Source organism: Pseudomonas sp. B2M1-30 (assembly GCF_025447575.1).
In the GTDB taxonomy this organism is placed as follows: domain Bacteria; phylum Pseudomonadota; class Gammaproteobacteria; order Pseudomonadales; family Pseudomonadaceae; genus Aquipseudomonas; species Aquipseudomonas botevensis.
In genome coordinates, this window is sequence record NZ_JAOEJT010000038.1 from 1 (window position 1) to 506 (window position 506).

A 506-nucleotide genomic window follows, 5' to 3' on the forward strand; every position below is an offset into this window, starting at 1 on the left:
CGCGCACCATTGAGGTCAATGGCCGTCAGCGCCCCACCCTTGGCGTACTGGTAATCGAGCTTGCTGTTGTCCGGCAGGCGCAGGTGCTTGAGCTGGCCGCAGGCGTCATAGGCGTAGCGCAACGTGCCCCAGCCCTGGTGTTCGGTGATCAACCGGTCCTGCAGGTCGTACTCGAAGGCCAGCGGATGATCCTGACCATCGTCGACCCCGGTCAGCCGCCCGAGGCGGTCGTAGCGGTATTCGACCTTGATCCCGTCGGGCAGGGTCTTGACCCGCAAACGCCCGGCCGCATCGCGCCGGTAGGCGGTGACCCGCGTTGAGCCGTCATCGCCGAACTCGGTCTTTTCCAGCAGGTGGCCGTTGAGGTCGTAGACGTAGGCGGTGCGGCGGCCATCGAAGCCGGTTTCCTGTCGGATCAGTCCGCTGGGCGTGTAGTCCAGGCGGTACGTTTCGCCGGACTCGTTCTCGATTTCCGTCAGCCGCAGTTGCGCGTGGTCGTAGCGGTA

General features: G+C 65.2%; 1 pseudogene. It reads right to left on the reverse strand.

The features are described 5' to 3' along the window. Nucleotides 1-506 (reverse strand): annotated as a pseudogene (locus N8H74_RS29210) (type IV secretion protein Rhs); the annotation flags it as partial.